Source organism: Streptomyces albicerus (assembly GCF_008905045.1).
Lineage (GTDB): Bacteria > Actinomycetota > Actinomycetes > Streptomycetales > Streptomycetaceae > Streptomyces > Streptomyces albicerus.
Map to the genome: position 1 here is coordinate 160,135 of NZ_VWMY01000016.1, position 15,764 is coordinate 175,898.

The 15,764-nt window shown below is 71.6% G+C and carries 14 protein-coding genes; 8 read left to right on the plus strand and 6 right to left on the minus strand.

The window, feature by feature from the left end; all coding sequences use genetic code 11:
* Positions 1 to 222 precede the first annotated feature (222 nt).
* From GAS53_RS16420 to GAS53_RS16430, 3 genes are read right to left on the minus strand one after another with little or no spacing between them, the layout of a single operon-like run.
* Positions 223 to 999 (minus strand): ABC transporter permease, encoded by a 777-nt coding sequence (locus GAS53_RS16420; RefSeq protein ID WP_151478326.1) that lies wholly within the window; start codon positions 997 to 999, stop codon positions 223 to 225.
* Positions 996 to 2,525, minus strand: coding sequence for an ABC transporter permease subunit (locus GAS53_RS16425; protein ID WP_151478327.1), 1,530 nt, complete (start codon positions 2,523 to 2,525; stop codon positions 996 to 998). Before GAS53_RS16425 ends, GAS53_RS16420 begins: the two co-directional genes overlap by 4 nt.
* A complete protein-coding gene (locus tag GAS53_RS16430) occupies positions 2,522 to 3,457 on the minus strand; it encodes an ATP-binding cassette domain-containing protein (protein ID WP_151478328.1) in 936 nt (311 codons plus the stop codon). Before GAS53_RS16430 ends, GAS53_RS16425 begins: the two co-directional genes overlap by 4 nt.
* A 184-nt stretch (positions 3,458 to 3,641) precedes the next feature.
* Here GAS53_RS16430 and GAS53_RS16435 point away from each other — a divergent pair, with 184 nt between their 5' ends.
* The 3 genes from GAS53_RS16435 (at position 3,642) to GAS53_RS16445 (ending at position 6,448) form a co-directional block, all read left to right on the plus strand.
* Complete coding sequence (locus GAS53_RS16435) at positions 3,642 to 4,304, plus strand: response regulator transcription factor (RefSeq protein WP_151478329.1); 663 nt, start codon at positions 3,642 to 3,644, stop codon at positions 4,302 to 4,304.
* On the plus strand, positions 4,301 to 5,491 hold the full coding sequence (locus tag GAS53_RS16440; RefSeq protein ID WP_151478330.1) for a sensor histidine kinase: 1,191 nt from the start codon (positions 4,301 to 4,303) through the stop codon (positions 5,489 to 5,491). Before GAS53_RS16435 ends, GAS53_RS16440 begins: the two co-directional genes overlap by 4 nt.
* Before the next feature lie 207 nt (positions 5,492 to 5,698).
* Positions 5,699 to 6,448, plus strand: a complete 750-nt coding sequence (locus tag GAS53_RS16445) for a PP2C family protein-serine/threonine phosphatase (RefSeq protein WP_151478331.1) — start codon at positions 5,699 to 5,701, stop codon at positions 6,446 to 6,448.
* A gap of 32 nt (positions 6,449 to 6,480) precedes the next feature.
* Here GAS53_RS16445 and GAS53_RS16450 read toward each other — a convergent pair whose 3' ends face one another.
* Positions 6,481 to 6,912 (minus strand): SRPBCC family protein, encoded by a 432-nt coding sequence (locus GAS53_RS16450; protein ID WP_151478332.1) that lies wholly within the window; start codon positions 6,910 to 6,912, stop codon positions 6,481 to 6,483.
* A 293-nt stretch (positions 6,913 to 7,205) separates the two neighbouring features.
* Here GAS53_RS16450 and tgmA point away from each other — a divergent pair, with 293 nt between their 5' ends.
* From tgmA to GAS53_RS16480, 5 genes are all read left to right on the plus strand, one after another.
* Positions 7,206 to 7,397, plus strand: a complete 192-nt coding sequence (gene tgmA, locus GAS53_RS16455) for a putative ATP-grasp-modified RiPP (RefSeq protein WP_151478333.1) — start codon at positions 7,206 to 7,208, stop codon at positions 7,395 to 7,397.
* A gap of 14 nt (positions 7,398 to 7,411) precedes the next feature.
* The gene (tgmB, locus tag GAS53_RS16460; protein ID WP_192583138.1) at positions 7,412 to 8,368 is read left to right on the plus strand and encodes an ATP-grasp ribosomal peptide maturase; all 957 of its coding nucleotides are present in this window, start codon (positions 7,412 to 7,414) and stop codon (positions 8,366 to 8,368) included.
* 254 nt (positions 8,369 to 8,622) lie between these two features.
* Positions 8,623 to 9,027, plus strand: a complete 405-nt coding sequence (locus GAS53_RS16465) for a hypothetical protein (RefSeq protein WP_151478334.1) — start codon at positions 8,623 to 8,625, stop codon at positions 9,025 to 9,027.
* 10 nt (positions 9,028 to 9,037) lie between these two features.
* On the plus strand, positions 9,038 to 10,000 hold the full coding sequence (locus tag GAS53_RS55165) for a hypothetical protein (protein ID WP_192583139.1): 963 nt from the start codon (positions 9,038 to 9,040) through the stop codon (positions 9,998 to 10,000).
* 57 nt (positions 10,001 to 10,057) lie between these two features.
* A complete protein-coding gene (locus GAS53_RS16480) occupies positions 10,058 to 13,789 on the plus strand; it encodes a CHAT domain-containing protein (RefSeq protein WP_151478337.1) in 3,732 nt (1,243 codons plus the stop codon).
* 30 nt (positions 13,790 to 13,819) lie between these two features.
* On the opposite strand, the gene GAS53_RS16485 is transcribed toward GAS53_RS16480, so the two are convergent.
* Together GAS53_RS16485 and GAS53_RS16490 are read right to left on the minus strand one after the other, a co-directional pair.
* On the minus strand, positions 13,820 to 14,170 hold the full coding sequence (locus GAS53_RS16485; RefSeq protein ID WP_151478338.1) for a DoxX family protein: 351 nt from the start codon (positions 14,168 to 14,170) through the stop codon (positions 13,820 to 13,822).
* A 133-nt stretch (positions 14,171 to 14,303) separates the two neighbouring features.
* A complete protein-coding gene (locus tag GAS53_RS16490) occupies positions 14,304 to 15,536 on the minus strand; it encodes a DegT/DnrJ/EryC1/StrS family aminotransferase (protein WP_151478339.1) in 1,233 nt (410 codons plus the stop codon).
* Positions 15,537 to 15,764: the final 228 nt, after the last annotated feature.

Here is a 15,764-nt window from a genome sequence, read left to right on the forward strand (position 1 = left end):
TCCAGAGAGCAAGCGATAGAAGAGCCCGGCTCGGCAGCCAGCGGCTCGGAGCCTCCTTCACAGCGCCGGGCCGGAACGGATCCAGCACACATGAGGCCGGGAAACCCCGTGAACACAGGGCCCTTCCGTCCAGCGGACGGAAGGGCCCCTGCGCTTGCAGCACACATATGGCAAGTACGCCCCAGCTCTCATCGCCCTGGCCGACGTCGGCGTGTCGAGCACCTAGGCGTCGCGTACGCGTAGCAGCAGGCCGCCGGCCACGAGCGTGGCGGCGGCCCACCCGGCGGTGACGCCGAGACCGGCCCAGGGGCTGAGGGGCAGGCTGTGGAGATTCGTTGTGGCCTGGATGGCGAGCCCGGCGCTCATCGGTCCGATCTGCTGGAGCAGGCGCTGCCCGTGCGGATTGCCGATCACCTGGGAGAGGATGGGGAGAAGGTAGAGCAGGCCGAGGATGATCCCGATGCTGGTCGCGGAGTCCCGCACGATGGCGGCGATGCCGAGGCTGAGCAGGGCGATCAGGGTCAGGTAGAGGATCGACCCGGCGGTCGCGCGTAGCGTTGGCCCGTCGGACAGGGACAGGGCCGGGTGGCCGGGGGCGGCTGTGAAGCCGTGGCGGTGCAGGATGAGCCGCCCAGCCAGCAACGACCCGAGCACCGCGGTGGTTCCGGCGACGGCCACGACGCCGGTGAGAGTGATGGCCTTGGCCGCGAAGGCGGTGGCCCGATGCGGCATCGCCGTCAGGGTGGTACGGATCATGCCCGAGCTGTACTCGCCGCTGATGACCAGCACGGCCAGGATGGCGACCATCGCCTGGCCGAGCTGGACGCCCGTGAGGCTGAGCCTGGTCACGTCGCCGCCGCAGTCGGCGGACGTGCATGTGACCACCGAGGTCGCCCCGGCGCTCAGGGCCACTGTCGCCGCGATCATGCCGAGCAGCAGCCACAGGGGGCCGGCGACGGTCCGTAGCTTCGTCCATTCCGCGTGCAGGGCCGGTCTCATGCGTCCCTCCTGCGGAGAAGGGCGGCTGCTACGGCCAGGCTTACCGTCGCGTAGCCGGCCAGGACGGCGAGCCCGGCCCACGGTGCCAGCGGGTAGTAGCCGTTGTAGGGCGTATAGATGCTCGTGACCTGGTGATACGGCACAAGCGTCTGCTGGACGGCGAAGGCCGCGGCCGGCGTCACCCGGGTCAGCCAGTCCGACACGCTCGCGGGCATGAACGGGTTGGCGATCAGAAGGTAGGGCAGCACGATGGCCACGATGACGGTGGTGACCGCGCCGGCGCTGTGCCGGAAGATGGTGCCGACGGCGAGGGCCAGGATCGAGGCGGTCGCGAGCAGTGCCCCGGTCCCGAGCGCCACCCGCAGTTCGGTCGAGGACGCCACCGGGAAGACGTACACGCCGTTGGCGCGGGCGAGCCACGTGCCGAGCGGAGCCGCGACGACCGCTCCCGCCAGCCCGGCGACGAAGGTGACGACTCCCAGCACGACCGCCTTGGCCACCAGCACCCGGCTCCGCCTCGGGGCTGCGGCCAGGGTGAGGTGGATCAGGTTCTTCCGGTATTCCGTGGTGATGTACAGCGCCCCCACGACGATCACCGCGATCAGCGCGGCGAACGTGCCGGTGAGGATGTCTTTGAGGGTGCCGCCGGTTGGCAGAGTCTCGCGAACGGCGGGCGCTATGTCGCCGGCGCCGGTCACCGTGAAGCTGCCGTCGGATCCCGTGAACGAACCCGATGTGTTCTGCGGGTAGCCCGCGAAGCTGGGGGATTTGCGTCCCACCTGATCGCCTGTCCAGATGCCACCGGCCCAGCGTCCGTGAGTACGAAGATCTTCGAAGACGGCCGTGGACACACTGCCGCGCGTGCCCATGCCATGCACGGAAGGCGGAGACGCGACGAACAGCCCGCCTTGCGCGGTCGGTCCGAGCCCTCTCACGTGCACGGTGCCCACCTTGGTCCAGTGCCTGCCGTCGGCGGAGGCATAGCCGGTGATCGCGTCGCCCGAGCGGTCCAGCCGCAGCCGGCGAACAGACGCGGCGGAGACAGAGCCGGGGAGGCCGGCCGTGTCGTGGACGTAGTTGTCCTGCATCCGCACACCGTGGCTGCCGGTAACCATGATCGCCGCGTAGGGAGATCCCTGGCGGGTGCTCTGCTTGATGATGAGCCCGGCCTTCGCCCACGGCACGATGCCAGGCCGCAGGTCCGCGGGACCCGTGGGGATGCTGCTCCTGAGCGCGGGCACGGAGACAGTGATGCTGCCGTTTCCGGCCAGCGGCTGGTGCACGAAGTAGAAGCTGTCGGTAACCGGCTCACCGCCCGGTCCGATCGGAACGGGCGGTGAGCCCTTCTGATTGCTGCTGACCCCGGCGAGCAGGGCGACCAGCACCACCATCAGTGCCGCCACCACCACGCCGGTCACCCAACCCGGAACCGTCCGGAACTTGGTCCATTCCGCGTGCAGCAACTGGAAGAAGCCGTCCCGCCCGACCGGTCGGCCGGATCGGTAAGGCGTAACGGTTGGGGTCACCGCGGTACCTCCGTGGGCGTCGCGGCGCGGAACTCGACTGCCTCGCGGGTGAGTTCCTGATAGACGTCCTCAAGGGTGGCGCGGTGTGCTGATACCTCGGAGAACGGCACCGCGCTCTCGCTGAGCAGCATCACGATCCGATCCGCGGGCAGGCCGGAGACGGTGATGGTGTCGCGGCCGGTGGCCGCCACGGTCGCGCCGGCATGCGCGAGCACCCTCATCGCGTGCGCGCCGGCCGTGGTCCTGAGGGCCACCCGGCCCCCGGAGGCGGCCGCGATCAGGTCGGCCACGCCGGCGTCGGCGATGGCCTTTCCGCGCCCGGCCACGACGAGATGCGCGGCGGTGTCCTGCACCTCGCTCATCAGGTGGCTGGACACCAGGACGGCGCGGCCCTGAGCGGCCAGCGACCGCAGGAAGCCGCGCATCCAGATGATGCCGTCGGGGTCCATTCCGTTGAACGGCTCATCGAGCATGATGACCGGCGGGTCGCCCAGCAAGGCCGCGGCGATCCCGAGCCGCTGCCGCATGCCGAGCGAGTAGCCGCCGGCCTTGCGCCGGGCCGCCGACGTCAGGCCGACCTGCTCGATCACCTGGTCCACCCGCCGCGCGGCCAGGCCCTGTGAATGCGCCAGCCAGAGCAGGTGGTTACGAGCACTCCGGCTGGGATGCAGCGCCGCCGCGTCCAGCAGTGAACCGACGTGGCTCAGCGGGTGCCGAAGGCTGTGATACGGCTTCCCCTCGATCAGCGCGGTGCCCTCATCGACGGCATCCAGGCCCAGGATCACCCGCATCGTGGTGGACTTCCCTGCCCCGTTCGGCCCCACGAAGCCGGTCACCACACCCGGGCGGACGGTAAAGGACATGCCGTCGAGGGCCAGGGTGGCCCCATACCGCTTGCGCAGTCCGGCGACGACGATCCCTGGGGCGCTCATCGCAGCGACCTCACGGTTGGAGATGGGTTCATGCCGACGGTTGTACGCGGCACCCGGTTCCAGCTGGGTCGCAGCGGCTGCGACCCAGCTGGAACCGGCGATCTGGCATCGTTGACGGCATGCCACCTCGACCCGACGGCCGGTTCGGCCGCCCCGCCCACACGACGACCGGCGGTGAGTGGCGGTGAGGGTCCTGGTAGTCGAGGACTTCGAGGTCCTCGCCCGCTCCATCGGCACCGGGCTGCGCCACGAGGGCATGGCCGTCGACGTCGTCCTGGATGGAACCGCCGCCCTCGACCGACTGGCCGTCACCCGCTACGAGGTGGTGATCCTCGACCGCGACCTGCCCGGCGTCCACGGGGACGAGATCTGCCGACGACTCGCCAACGACCGCTCCCATCCCCGCGTGCTGATGCTGACCGCCGCCGACACGATCGAAGACCGCGTCGACGGGCTCAGTCTCGGCGCGGACGACTACCTGCCCAAGCCGTTCGCCTTCGCCGAACTGGTCGCCCGTGTCCGTGCCCTGGCCCGCCGGGCCACCCCGCCGCTTCCTCCCACGCTCTCCTGCGAGGACATCACCCTGGACCCGGCTCGCCGGGTGGCGTTCCGTGCGGGCCGGCGTCTCGAACTCAGCCCGAAGGAATTCGCGCTCCTTGAGTGCCTGCTGGGCTCGCCCGGCTTGGTCCTGCCCGCCGAGGAACTACTCGAACGGGTCTGGGACGAAGCGGCCGACCCCTTCACCTCCGCGGTCAAGCACACCATGCACCGGCTGCGGGCCAAACTCGGCGACCCGCCAGTGATCGAGACCATCCGCGAAGGCGGCTATCGGATCGGGCCACCATGACCGACCCGCGGCCACTCGCCAGACGGTCCTTGCAGGCCCGGCTCGCGCTCTTCTACGCCGCGGGCATCTTCGTCGCCGGGATCGTGGTCCTCGCCATCGTCACCATCCCCCTGGCCGGCATCCAGTCAACCGTTCCCGCCGACAACTCGGCGCCAGGCAGGATCACCGGTACCGGGCAGGGGATCGGCCCGCACCAACTTCTCGTCGGCTCCGCCGTCGCGCTCGCCGTCCTCATCCCCATCGCCCTCGCTGTCGGCTGGTTCGTCGCCGGCCGTTTCCTCAGGCCCTTGCGGGCCATCACCGCCACCGCCACCGCCATCTCCGCCGGAAACCTCCACCAGCGTCTCAACCTCGGCGAACCCGCCGACGAGCTGACTGAGTTGGGCTGCATTCTCGACGACCTCTTCGCCCGTCTCCAAGCGTCTTTCGATGCTCAACGACACTTCGTCGCCAACGCCTCCCACGAGCTGCGCACCCCTCTCGCCGGCCTGCGCACCCTCCTCGAAGTCGCCCTCGCCGACCCCGACGCCGACGCCGACACCCTGCGCTCCGCCTGCCAGGAGGCTCTCGACCTCGGCGGACACCAAGAACGGCTCGTCCAAGCGCTGCTCGCCCTGGCCACCAGCGAGCGCGGCGTCACCCGCTGCGACACCCTCGACCTCGCGCAAGTCGTCCGAGGGGTGCTCGCCTCCCGCCGCGACCGAGCAACAGCTAGGGGCATCGACCTCGCCGAACACCTGGCGTCCGCAGTGACGGCCGGGGACCCGAGGCTGATCGAAAGCCTCATCGCCAACCTCATCGACAACGCCATCCGCCACAACCACCCGGACGGGCACGTACAGATCACCACTCAGACCTCTGCCTCGCAGGCGACCCTGACGATCACCAACAGCGGGCCAGTCGTCCCCGATGACCAGATCCAGCGCCTCTACCAGCCCTTCCAGAGACTGGCGCCCGACCGTCACAGCCGCCGCGACGGCTACGGGCTCGGCCTCGCCATCGTCAACGCCGTCGCCCAGGCCCACCACGCCACCCTCACCACCAGCGCACGCCCCGAAGGCGGCCTGGCCATCACCGTACGGTTCGCACACCCACCTCACTCCAACCCCCGGCATCAGGGGGACAACTACGCGGAACCCGCGACCTGTCCGACGTCACCACCGATCCCACGCCGAATGGTTCAGTAGGCACCTCGGCCCGGGAGTGGGTGGCGGCGTCGCTGGGGGCGGCGACGCCGTCGCCGAGAGCACCGATGGAGCCGTACGCGTGGAAAAGAGCCCGCGCCGCGCCCCGCCGGTCACACCGGAACTGGCACGCCGGATGTCGCCGTTCCTAGACTTGGAGTGGAAGCCCGGCCCGGCGGTGTGTCCGGTACGGGGAGGCGGTGACGCTGTATGCCGTACGTCGCTGTGAGTGCGCTGAGTCATCCGGGGCTGCTCCGCGACCGGAACGAGGACAGCCTCGTGATCGGCCCGTGGACCCTGTGCGCCACCGTGACGGAGAATCCGCAGACCCTGGTCCTCCCGCTCGGAACACCCCATGTCGTCGCCGTCGCCGACGGGCTCGGCGGGCATCCCGGTGGCGAGGTGGCCAGCGCCCTGGTCGTCCGCCGGCTCGCGGCGATCGGCCCCGCCCTGAGCAGCGAGGACGCCGTCCGCGACGCCCTGCAGGACTGCAATCGCGCGGTGTACGAGGCCGCCGGCGCCGTTGACGGGAGCGAGCTCGCCACCATGGGGACGACGGTCGCCGGCGTCGTCGTACAGCCCGGCTCGCTGCTGGCGTTCAACGTGGGCGACAGCCGGGTCTTCGCGGCCTCCGGCGAGGGGCTGCGCCAGGTGAGCGTCGATGACAGCCCTCCGCTCGAGCCGGGCCGGCGCACCACGTCCCTAGTCACCCAGTGTCTGGGCGGTTCCCCCGGCTACCGCGCCATCCACCCCCATGTGACGGCCGCCTCCCTGTCGCCCGGCGACCGCTACCTCGTCTGCACGGACGGTCTGACCGACCCGCTGACCACGGACGTGCTCGACGAGGTGATGCGGGAGCACGACGACGGCAGGGCGGTCTTCGAGCTGTGGAAGGCCGCCATCACCGCGGGCGGCCCCGACAACATCACGCTGGCGGTCGTACGCGTCGGGGACGAGTAGGATCGCCGGAGACTGATCCCACCTCCTGCCGCTCACCGCCCCTGTTCCACGTACTCCTTGAACTGATCCAGATCGCTGCGGACGAGCCGTTCGATCGCGGTCGCCTGGGCGAATCCCTTCGGCCCGCCGAAGGTCTCCCTGAGGGTGTCGGGGTCGTACTCGAGTCGTGCCTGGACCCGGGTGTGGTTCTGGTCGATCGGCTGCAGGGAGAAGGAACCCATCAGGTCGGGAGCGCCGGTGGTCTGCCAATCCATCACGCGTTCCCCTCCGCGGTCGGAGAAGTCGGCGTCGACTTCCCGGACCTGACCGCCGGTCTCGACATCCAGATGCGCTCGCCCCTGCGCCTCCGTGCGGGCATCGCGCACTCCTGCCACGAAGCGCGGATAGTTCTCCACCCGATGAAGGCTGTCCCAGGCCTTGTCGATCGGGACTCCGACGTCGACGTGTTCTTCGAGGGTGCTCATGGCTCACCTCCACGTTCGGCTCATGACACATGGCCGTTTGCTTCCAGTGTGCGCCCGGCACCCGGAGTGCAGGGGCAGTCACCCTTGGTGCCACTGTGACGGTTGCGGCACTCAATCCGATGTGTGACTCGTGGGGAAGATGCGTACGGATGATGCAGCCGTTGCAGATGATGCGAACGATACGGCGGCCAATGTGACGACCTTCACCCCGTTGTGGCTGAAAGTGATGAATTCCTTACGCAAGGAGTGCGTAAGGGACTGTACGCAGTCAACGTGCGACCTTGGAGGTTCGAGTGCGACCGTTCACCCTCAACTACGCCTTCCCCAGAGGGCTTACGAACGTGGTGACGCCGTACAGCTTCGACGCGGCACGTCAACTGAACGTGCTTCCCGACGGCCGGCCGGCCGTCAGCGACCCGGACCTCCTCCTGGCGGTCGGCACGACGACGTCCACCGCCGGTTCCCAGACTCACTTCGACGACTGACGACCCGTGACCGAATGACCGTACTGATTCTCACGTCCGAGGAGGACGTGACCGCCGACATGGTGGTGGCCAAGCTGCACGAGGCGGGGACGCCCATGATGCGGCTGGACCCGGCCGACCTGCCGGGCAAGGCCGTGCTGTCCGCCGAATACGCCCACGGCGACTTCGACGGCCACCTGTCGGTGAACGGGCATGTGCTCAGCATGGGGGGCCTGCGCTCCGTATGGGTACGAAGACCCGGCGAACCGGCCGCGCATGCGCCGCACCCCTCACCGTGGCTGGCCGCCGAGACCCGTCAGGCGCTGTACGGAATGCTCCACTCCGCCGCCACGCGATGGATGAACCATCCACACAACGCCGAGCAGGCCCGCCTGAAACCCTGGCAGTTGAGGGTCGCCCACCTCAGCGGCTTCGCCGTGCCGCCGACCGTCTTCACCACCGCCCCGCGCCTGGCACAGCAGTTCGCCGAGGAGTACCGGGACGTGGTGGTGAAGTCCGCCTCGGGACCGCCGCCCGGTGACCCCGGTCTTGCCCTGCCCACCACCCTGATCGGACCCGACGCGGACTTCTCCGCCGTCGCGGCCGGTCCCGCGCTGCTGCAGCGGTACATACCCAAGCGTGCCGACATTCGTCTGACCTGTGTCGGCACCCGGCTGTTCGCCGCGCGGAAGACGGCCGAGCCCGGCCAGGTCGACGGCCGCTACGGCGAAACTGGGCACGCCTGGGAGGCGGTCCCGGTGCCCGAACGCGTCGGCAGGTCGGTGCGCGACTACGTCGCCTTTGCCGGACTGGCGTACGCCGCCTTCGACTTCGCCGAGGACGAGGAGGGCATCTGGTGGTTCCTGGAGTGCAATCAGGGCGGCCAGTTCGGCTTCGTCGAGTTGGAGACCGGGCAGCCGATCTCGGAGGCGGTCGCTCTGTGGCTGTCACAGCGCAAGGCGGATCGCCGTGTTCCCGCGAGGCACTGGTGACGCGGTCCCCGGCGAGTCGACCCGGCTACGCGCGTGGCGTCCGGAGAACGTCGCCGACGACCGCGGCGGCCTGAACCGCCGCCGGACCGCGGCCGGAGACCGAGGCCAAGTCCGGGGCCGAGCCCGACTCCGAGGCCGAGTCCGAGTCCGACTCCGAGCCCGACTCCGACCGGATCGTGCCGCGAACCGGATCGTGCCGCGTACCGCGGTCTTCGACGGTCCGGCCGAAGAGATGCGCGGCTACCATGATTGACGTGCTGTCACCTTCCGGTTCGAGTCGGCAACTGGCACTCTTCTGCGCGCAGTTGCCCCGCTTGCGCAGTCTGCACCGAGGCCCGGTGGGTGCCGAGAAGCGCATGGTGATCGACAGCGCGGTGCGTGCCGCCCGCGCGGGTGAACCGGTCGACGGATACCTCGAGCGGCTGGGCGTCGGAGCCGCGCGTACGGCGGGCGTTCCGGTCGGCGCTGACGAGGGCGAGGACACCTCGCGGAACCCGACCCGTCCGCCCCGGGTGTCGGACGGCGCCCCGCACGCTCTCCTCGGTTACCACATCTGCCCCCGGGAGATGTGTGAGCGCCGGGAGCACCGGACGGCCGACGGGGAGCGGCCGGTGTGCGGCGTGTTCGATCTGGCGCTGCGCTTCGTCGCCGAGCTCTGAGCGGCTGCTCGTGCTCACCGGACTCGTCACCGACATCGGCCGGAGGCTGGCCGACCGCTGGGCCGCCACGATGGTCATGCCCGGTCTTGTGTTCACCACGGTCGCGGCCGTCGCCCTGACCCTGCGCCAGAGCCACTGGTCGGACGTCCGCATGCTGCGGAGCGAGCTGGCCACCCTCACCGCGGCGGGTTCGGGATCGACGCGTACGGCGGTGCTGCTGCTCGTGGTGCTGGCCGCGTCCTTCGCCGCCGCGCTGCTGGCCGAGGGGCTCGCCGGAGCCTATGAGCAGCTGCTTCTCGGCCGTTGGCCGGTCCCCCTGCGGCGGTCGGCCGCCGCGCTCACCGAGCGGCGGCGCAGGGCGTGGCGGGAGCGGGACGACGCCTGCCGCCGCGCCCGGCTCGAGCTGGAGCGGGCCGCGGACGCGGCGGACGCGGCGGGTGGCGACGCAGGCACGGCCGAAGGGCGGGTCCGGGTCGCCGAACTCGCCTCTCGGCTGGGGGAGTTGGAGGCACGCCGGAACGAGCTGGCGCTGAGTCCGCCGCAATGCCCGACGTGGATCGGTGACCGGTTGTCCTCCCCGACCGACCGGGTCCGGCGCGACTACCGGCTGGAACTGGCGGACGCCTGGCCCCGGTTGTGGCTGCTGCTTCCCGACACCACGCGGCAACCGCTCACCGAGTCCCGCCAGCGCCTCGACGAGGCGATGCGGCTCGGCGGCTGGGCGGCGCTCTATCTCCTGCTCGGAGCGGTGTGGTGGCCGAGCGTCGTGGCCGGGGCGGGCGCGGCCCTGGTGGCCTGGCGGCGCGGCCGCGACCGGGCGGAGGAGTACGCCGAGCTCGTCGAGTCGGCCGTCGACGTCCATGTCCAGGAACTGTTCGAGCGGTTCGACGAGGAGGTCCGGCCGATCCGGCCGAGCCTTGGTCCTGCCGTCACCGAGCGGTTCCGCAAGGGCGCCGGACCACGGCGCCCCTGACCATCGGATCAGCACGCAGGACAACCGGATCAGTACGAGCACGGGGGTGCACCGAAGATGACCGATCCGCACGTCTCACCCGGGGGCGACCGGCCGGCCGAGCGGGACCGCCTGCTGCGGGCGGTACAAGAACGCCTCGACGCGCTGAGCGGGCCCGCGGGCACCGCCCCTCTGCACACGGAGGAGGCGGGCGCGGAAGCAGAACAGCTGCTGCGTCACCTCCCCCTCGTCCCCGCCGACGGCACCGCCGCTTCCGGGGCCGACGCCGAAGTGGCGTACACCCTGGGGGTGTTGTACCTGTGCCGCGCAGACGACCGGCCCGACGCCCCCTCCGGAGAACAGGAGGCGCGGCTCGGCCTGCTGCTGCTCGCCCCCTTCTACTACAACCCGCCGGGCGAGCCGGACATCCTGCCCCCGCAGCTGCGCGCCGGGATCGACCAGATCGTCGGCCCCGAGGCCCGGCGGCCCGACAGTCCTGAGGACGCCGTGCAGGCCCACGCCGAGGCCCTCGGCAACCTGGCATCGCTGCTCATCGAACTGGCCGTCACCTCGCCCGACCCGGCGGCCGCGTCGGCCGCGGCCGCGCTCCTGCGCACGTGCCTGCCGTACCTGGCGCCCGAGGGCCCGGACCGCGCCCTGGCCGGCTGCAACCTCGGCTATGCGCTGCTCATCGGCGGCCCCGGTCCCGAAGAGGTCGCCTTGGCCGTCGCCGAGCTGCGTACCGCCTTCGCGGCGACCCCGCGCGAGCACCCCAACCACGCCCGCTGCGCCAACGGCCTAGGGCTCGCGCTGCTCACCGCCGCCGCGCACGCCGAGGACCGCGCCCAACTGGCCGAAGCCGCCGCGATGTTCCGCATCGCCACCCGCACCGCCACCGAGGTCGACGAGAACATCGCGCAGATGTACGCGGACCTGGGCTACACCCTCACCGTGTACGCCCAGTCCGCCGGTGAGGGCGAGGAGGCGGGGCCGGAGATCCGCGAGGAGGCGGGGCCGGAGATCCGCGAGGAGGCCGTCCAGGCACTCAGGCACTCGGTGGAACTCACCTCCGCCCAGGACGGGGAAGCACTGCGCACCCGCCTTGTCCGGCTCGCCGACGCCGTGCTGATCGGCGCCTCCTCGGACGACCGGCCGCGGGCCGCCGCGAAGGCCGAGGAAACCGTCGAGCCGTTGCGGCGCCTGCTCGGCCTCACCCCCGCGGACCACCCGGACCACGCCGACGTACTCCTGCGGCTGGCCGCGAACCTGGTGGCGGCGCAGCACCCGCGGGAAGCCACGGACCTGCTGGTGGACAACGCGACGGCGTTCGCCGGGGACGCGGAGCGACTGCGGGCCGTCGAGTTGCTGGTGGTCCAGGCGGCCGTGCTCAAGGGGGAACTCGACGCCCTGTCGGACCAGACCCCCGAAGAGCGGGAGGACTGGCAGGCCATCGACGACATGCTGCGCCCGGCGCTCTCGGGAGAGTCGACCGACCACCCGCTGGGCGCCGTCCTGAAGCTGATCGGCCTCGGCCCGCAGACCGGCCGGAGCCGCAACGCGGAAGTGATGGAGTTCAGCAATCTGGTCATGGGCTATCCGGACCGGGCGAGCGTGGGCGACGTCTTCGCCAAGGCGCTGGAGCTGGAGGCCCGCCGCATCGCCCGGCTGCCCGAACAGGAACGGGGCCAGGCGCTCGCCGCGTTCCTGGAGGAGGGCGGCGACTCGGCACCGGCGAGCCCGTGGCCGGACGAGGAAGTGGAGGTGGACACCAGCGGCATCGACGAACTCCTCGAAGTCCATGAGCGCATGCAGCCGCGGATTCCGCCCGACTCCCACGAGTACCGCTCTCTCAGGGCCATGCGCACCTTGCTGCTCATGATGAAGGCCATGCACGCACCGGGCGACGAGGAGACCCGCCTGCGAGCGATGCGGCAGACGCTGCCGCTGCTGCGGGAGGCCATGGAGACCATGCCCGCCCTCCTGGAGGAGATCGGGGTCACTCCCGAACTCTTCGGCGCGCACACGGCGCTGTTGTTCGCGGAGGAGTCTCCGTTCGAGGCACCGGGGGCGCTCGAGGAATCGGTGAGAGCCTGCCGCCGCAAGCTGGCGGTGCTCGCCCCGGACACGCCGGAGTACACCGAGGCGCGGATCTCCCTGGCCATCAGCCTGTTCTTCCGGCACTCCCTGTGGTCCGAGGAGGCCGACTTCGACGAGGCCGAAGGCATCGCCCGCGTGCTGACCGCCGCTCCCGATCCCGCGCCGCGCACCGCCATGCTGCTGGTGCAGTGGACCTCCTCCGCCGTGTCGCGGGTCCAGCGCGCGGACCTGGTGGGTTCGGCACCCCCGCAGGCGGGCCGCTCGCCCAGCCTGGTCACCCGTCTCGCCTCCGACGGCGCCGCCACCGCGCTCGAACGGCACGATGCCGTGGAGGCGCTGGAGACCCTGGAGGACGGCCGCTCGCATCTGCTGTCCGGAGCGCTCAACGCCCGCCGGGAACTGGAGGACCTGCACGGCGCGGACGCCGAGCTGCATGCACGGCTGCGCACCTCGCTGCAGCGAGTGCGCACCCACCGCCGCACGAGCGAACCGGGCGTGTGGCCCACTCCGGAGCAGGAGCGCGAGTACCGCACCGCCGCCGAGGACGCCGCCCGCCTCATCGCGGAACTCCAGCAACGCCCCCGGTTCCAGCGCTTCTTGACGCCTCTCCCCCTGGGCCTGGACGACCTGCGGCCCGCCGCCGCGGAGGGGCCCGTCGTCAGCATCAACGTGAACCCGCGCCGCTGCGACGCGCTGGCCCTGTGCCCGGACGGGCTGCGTACCATCCCGCTGCCCGAGCTCGATGCCGCGGATCTGGTGGCCCAGGCGGAGTCCTTCCGTGTCGCGGTCGCGGCGCTGACCGCCGGGCCGCGCGATCCTCTGTTCGAGGACTCCCGGGAGATCTTCACCGGGACCCTCGGCTGGCTGTGGGACGTGCTGGCCGAACCGGTCCTGGACACTCTCGGGTTCACCGGCCCGCCGGAACCGGGAGTGCCCTGGCCCCGCCTTTGGTGGTCGCCCACCGGCGTACTCAACTCCTTTCCGCTGCACGCCGCCGGACGTCACGGCAGCCAGGACCCGGAAGGCGCCGCCGTGCTCGACCGGGTGGCCTCCTCCTATACGCCGACGCTGCGGGCCCTGCTGTTCAGCCGGGCCCGGACCCGCGCGTCCTCGGGGCGGCGGCGCACCCTCGCGGTGGCCGTACCGGAGACCGCCGGGCAGGCATCGTTGTCCCGTACCGTCGCCGAGGCCGCCGCGGCCGTGGCAGCAGGCGGCGGCACTTCGCTGGTCGGTCCGGCCGCCACCCGGGACGCGGTCCGCGAGGCCCTCACGGGCGCGGCCGTGGTGCACTTCGCCTGCCACGCGGGCAGTGATCCCGAAGACCTCTCCGCGAGCCGGCTGCTGCTGTCCGACGGCGATCTGCAGATCAACGACATCGCCGCGCTCCGCCTGGACAACGCGGAGCTGGCCTATCTCTCGGCCTGCGGCACCGCCCGCGGCAGCGCCTCGCCCGCCCTGGCCGACGAGGCCGTCCACCTCGCCTCCGCCTTCCAGCTCGCCGGCTACTCCCAGTCGGTGGCCACCCTCTGGGAGGTGGGCGACGCCTTCGCCGCCACCGCGGCCGCGGTGTTCCACCGCGTCCTGGCCCCGGCCGTGACGGCCCCCGGTCCGCTGCCGGCCGCCCTCGCCCTGCACCGCACGGTGAGCGCCCTGCGCCACAGCCACCGGGACCGCCCCTGGACGTGGTCGAGCCTGGCACACGCGGGAGCGTGAGCCGCCGCCGCGCTCTTGCCGGGCCCGCGCTCAACGCGTGACGGAGAGTGTCAGCGAGGCGGCGGCCAGGGCGAGAAAGGCGCCTGGGAAGGCGATGTTGTAGAAGACGCGGGCACGCACGTGCGTGATGACGGCACCCAGGTAGAAGGCCACGAGCCCCGTCGCCGCGGCGATTCCGAGGGCAGGGACCCCGAGCAGCCCGAGGAGAAGACCACCCGCCCCGGCCGCCTTCAGCGCGGCCAGCGGGGGCAGCCATGATGGCGGCACGCCCACTTCGGCGGAGTTGGCGACGACGAAGTCCGCCTTCGCCAGGTCGGCGACGACGATTCCGGCGTTCACCAGGATCGTGACGACGGTGACGACAACGTATGCGGTGAACATGACCTCTTCCCAGCCCGCACCGGTCGGCAGGGAGGCGCGGGCACCCTACTGATGCGACGAGCGAGCGGCGCGGAACGTGACACGCGCCCACCAGGCCGTCCGTCTCCCTGTCTCCCCGGCTCCCCGGCTCCGCTCACTGGCCCAGGGGCGTCGGTGGCGTCGCGTCCGGGACGGGGGTCGGAGTCGAGGGGTGCGCGGTGGTCGCCTGTTCCCTCGTCAGAGCGTTGGTGATCTTGAGGGCCAGGAGCGGGTCGGCCGGAAGCACGTGTGAGGCGAACCAGCGGGCGGCCGTCGGGTCGGGGGACGGGTCGGCGAACTCCGCGCCCGCGTAGTCGTCGAGCGGCGGGTCGTAGATGTAGCCGGAGACCACGCCGTGTCGCACCAGGCGTTCCACGAGGGCGTCGCGGTCGCGGACCAGGAGGGGCACCCGGAAGAGAGGGAGCGGGCCGTCGTGTGTCGCGGCGCGGTCGCGGAGTGCCGGGGAGGCCCAGGCCGTGCCCGACAGGACTGAGACGCCGGCCCTGCGCCGGGCGAGGTTGCCGTCGAGCAGGGCCATCCGCAGGCTCAACTGCCCGCGGACCAGGGCCCCGTGGCGGGAGCGGAAGTCGTGCAGGTCGACGCGCACCCATGGCTCGTACGCGGTCAGGCTCGGCCCGTCGAGCGCGGAGACGGCGAGCCGGGGCGCGTGCAGGGGCATCCGGAAGTCGTCGCGTTCCAGCAGTCCGAGGCGCTGCATCGTCCGCCACGTAGGACGCACCAGGTGGAGGGTGCGGACGGCTGAACGCGCCAGCGGCCGGAGGGCTGTGGCCAGGTCGCCGGCCAGGCGGCCCGGCACCAGGAGATCGTCGCGCAGCAGCTCCAGCTCCCGTCGGGTGTGCGCGTCCTCGACCGCGAGGAAACCGCCGGCCATCGCCGCCACATGCTTGGACAGGCTGAACGCGGCCGCCTTCCCGAACGTCCCGATCGGCTGCCCGTCCACATGCGTGCCGATCGCGTGCGCCGCGTCCTCGATCAGGGGAATCCCCAACTCCTCGCAGCGACGGCGCAGTTCCACGACCCGGTCCGGCAGCCCGTACAGGTTCGTGGTCAGTACAGCGTCCACGCTCCGCCAGGTCGAATCCGGTACGGCGGCCGGGTCGATGTTGCCGTCCCATACGGACACCGGGGCCTGCACCGGGCGCAGCCCGGCCGCGAGGACCACGAAGAGGATCACGTCGTCGTTCACCGGCGACATCAGCACCCGCGCGCCCGGCCGGCACCAGCGCCGCAGCGCCAGGTACAGGGCCAGCCGTGCCGAGGGCGTGTAGACGCATTCCCGTCCGAGTCGCCGTGCCATCGTCGCGGCGAGCCTCGATCCGTACGGCATCGTCACCTCTTCCGTCGAAGGGCCTTCGGAGGGCCGGAAGGGCCAGAAGGGCCGCTGTGAGGAGTCGTCCGAGCGGCGGCACTGTGCTCTCGTACGCGTCGTGCGGGGGGGGGCGGGCGAGCCGGGCGGGCCGTGCTTTCGGCTGGGCGGGCTTTCCGCTGGGCGGGCTCTCGTCTCGGCGGGTTCTCTTCGTCGCGGCGGTCGGGTGCCGGCGGGGAGGCTCGGCGG

Bases quoted from the DNA above. Each gene is read 5' to 3' on its own strand.
- tgmB (WP_192583138.1), top strand. From the start codon at position 7,412: ATGACCGTACTGATTCTCACGTCCGAGGAGGACGTGACCGCCGACATG.
- GAS53_RS16430 (WP_151478328.1), bottom strand. From the start codon at position 3,457: ATGAGCGCCCCAGGGATCGTCGTCGCCGGACTGCGCAAGCGGTATGGG.
- GAS53_RS16445 (WP_151478331.1), top strand. From the start codon at position 5,699: ATGCCGTACGTCGCTGTGAGTGCGCTGAGTCATCCGGGGCTGCTCCGC.
- GAS53_RS16485 (WP_151478338.1), bottom strand. From the start codon at position 14,170: ATGTTCACCGCATACGTTGTCGTCACCGTCGTCACGATCCTGGTGAAC.
- GAS53_RS16480 (WP_151478337.1), top strand. From the start codon at position 10,058: ATGACCGATCCGCACGTCTCACCCGGGGGCGACCGGCCGGCCGAGCGG.
- GAS53_RS16440 (WP_151478330.1), top strand. From the start codon at position 4,301: ATGACCGACCCGCGGCCACTCGCCAGACGGTCCTTGCAGGCCCGGCTC.
- GAS53_RS16450 (WP_151478332.1), bottom strand. From the start codon at position 6,912: ATGAGCACCCTCGAAGAACACGTCGACGTCGGAGTCCCGATCGACAAG.
- GAS53_RS16420 (WP_151478326.1), bottom strand. From the start codon at position 999: ATGAGACCGGCCCTGCACGCGGAATGGACGAAGCTACGGACCGTCGCC.
- GAS53_RS16490 (WP_151478339.1), bottom strand. From the start codon at position 15,536: ATGCCGTACGGATCGAGGCTCGCCGCGACGATGGCACGGCGACTCGGA.